2 protein-coding genes are annotated in these 2,285 nt (G+C 31.9%); both read left to right on the top strand.

The genetic code is table 11. The annotated features are described in order from the left end of the window. Positions 1 to 194 precede the first annotated feature (194 nt). Complete coding sequence (locus tag BMX03_RS10980; RefSeq protein ID WP_008540154.1) at positions 195 to 989, top strand: MetQ/NlpA family ABC transporter substrate-binding protein; 795 nt, start codon at positions 195 to 197, stop codon at positions 987 to 989. A 15-nt stretch (positions 990 to 1,004) separates the two neighbouring features. Further along, complete coding sequence (locus BMX03_RS10975; RefSeq protein ID WP_075555044.1) at positions 1,005 to 2,189, top strand: pyridoxal phosphate-dependent aminotransferase; 1,185 nt, start codon at positions 1,005 to 1,007, stop codon at positions 2,187 to 2,189. The last annotated feature ends 96 nt before the right edge of the window (positions 2,190 to 2,285 follow it).

Below are 2,285 nucleotides of genomic sequence, written 5' to 3'. Positions count from 1 at the left end.
CATGGAGACGTGCTGGGAGGATAGGAAGTTGCCAGTTAAGAAAAAAGCACTGAATATTTCAGTGCTTTTTTTTGTCTTCTAAAAAAATTAGTCTTGCACTTAATTATAAAATATATTGTATATATATGATCTTGACAAAAAAGAATTTTATATATATCATATTGGATAACTAGAAAATAAGAGGAGGTTTTGGTATGAAAAAATATACCTTTTTTGCACTATTATTTATATTTTCATTATTTATTACAGGTTGTGGGATAAGTACTCAAAAAGAAATTCGCATAGGTGCAACTTCTGGACCACATGCAGAAATAGCAGAGATTGTTGCTAAAGAAGCAAATAAACAAGGTCTTAATGTTAAAGTTGTTGAATTCTCAGATTACATAACGCCAGATTTGGCACTATCTGATGGAGAGGTGGAACTTGCTGCTTATCAACATGAACCTTTTCTTAATAATTTTAATGAAAATAAAGGTACTGATTTAACATCCATAGGAAAAACTATTATTATGCCAATGGGAATATATAGTAATAAAATTCATAATATGATAGATATTTCAAATGGAGCAACTGTTTCAATTCCTAATGATCCTACAAATGCTGGGAGAGCATTGATGCTTTTAGAAAAAGCTGGTCTTATTAAATTAAAAAATGGATTAGAATTTAAAAGTACAGTTAAGGATATAATAGATAATCCTAAAAATTTAAAGTTTCAAGAGCTTGAAGCAGCACAACTTCCGCGTAGTTTAGAAGATGTAGACATAGCTGTAATAACAATGAATTACGTAATGAGTGCTGGGTTGAATGTAGAAAAACAGGGGATTTTCTTTGAAGATAAAAATGAACCATTAGCAGTTGTAATACTTGCAACACGTAAAGAGGATAAGGATAATCCTGATTATAAAAAGATTTTAGATATTTATCATTCTGATGTTGTAAAAACTTTTATAAATGAGCATTTTAAAGGAACAATTACTTCAGCTGATTAATGAGGAGAGATATATATGTATGAACTCAGTAAGCGTACATCAAATTTTAGTGATTCGGTTATAAGACGTATGACGCGTATTGCTAATAAATATGATGCAATTAATCTTTCACAAGGTTTTCCAGATTTTGCACCACCAAAAGAAATTACAGATAGGTTAGCTGAAGTGGCAAAAATGGGGCCACATCAATATGCAATTACATGGGGTGCACAAAATTTTCGTGAAGCTTTAGCACGAAAACATGAACATTTTTCAGGTATGAAAATCGATCCTGATAGTGAGATTGTTGTTACTTGTGGGAGTACAGAAGCAATGATGGCTTCAATGATGTCAATTATAAATCCTAGAGATAAAGTTGCAATTTTTTCTCCGTTTTATGAAAATTATGGAGCTGATACAATTCTTTCCGGAGCAGAGCCTATATATATTCCGCTAGTTCCACCAGATTTTAATTTTGATGTAAATTTATTAGAAGAAGCATTTCGTAGCGGTGCTAAAGCACTTATTCTTTGTAATCCGTCAAATCCATGCGGAAAAGTATTTACACGTAAAGAACTTGAAAATATTGCTGAACTTGCAATTAAATATGATGCATATGTTATTACTGATGAAGTATATGAACATATTATTTATGAACCTCATAAACATGTATATATGGCTACATTGCCAGGTATGCGTGAGCGAACAATCATATGTAATTCACTTTCCAAAACGTATTCTATTACAGGTTGGCGATTGGGATATGTCATAGCTCCACCAAATATCATTGATCGAGTTAAAAAAGTTCATGACTTTTTAACTGTTGGGGCAGCAGCACCACTTATGGAAGCAGCTGTGGTAGGTTTAAATTTTTCAGATGCATATTATAAAGAACTTCAAGATCATTATACGCATATGAAGAAACTTTTTGTGGGAGGATTAGCAAATTTAGGCTTTCAATTTACTGAACCGCAAGGGGCATATTATGTGCTTATGGATGTTTCAGAATTTGGTGTAAAAGATGATTATAAATTTGCTGAATGGATGACAGCAAATGTAGGAGTGGCAGCTGTACCAGGTTCTAGCTTTTTCCATGAAGATGTACACAATTTAATTCGTTTTCATTTTGCAAAAGAAGATGCAACTCTTAATGAAGCACTTACAAGATTGGAAACACTAAAGAAAAAAGTTAATAATGTCCAAAATATAGATTGGAGATAAAAAAAGACTACCTATAAAATGATGTGCACCCAAAATATTGGACATATTAATTAGGCTACTAATTGAAACTTAATTCTGTATTCTACAGGACTAAGT

Source organism: Megamonas sp. Calf98-2, from assembly GCF_900110235.1.
Lineage (GTDB): Bacteria > Bacillota > Negativicutes > Selenomonadales > Selenomonadaceae > Megamonas > Megamonas funiformis.
This window is presented reverse-complemented; position numbering and strand designations above follow the sequence as displayed.

Bases quoted from the DNA above. Each gene is read 5' to 3' on its own strand.
- BMX03_RS10980 (WP_008540154.1), top strand. From the start codon at position 195: ATGAAAAAATATACCTTTTTTGCACTATTATTTATATTTTCATTATTT.
- BMX03_RS10975 (WP_075555044.1), top strand. From the start codon at position 1,005: ATGTATGAACTCAGTAAGCGTACATCAAATTTTAGTGATTCGGTTATA.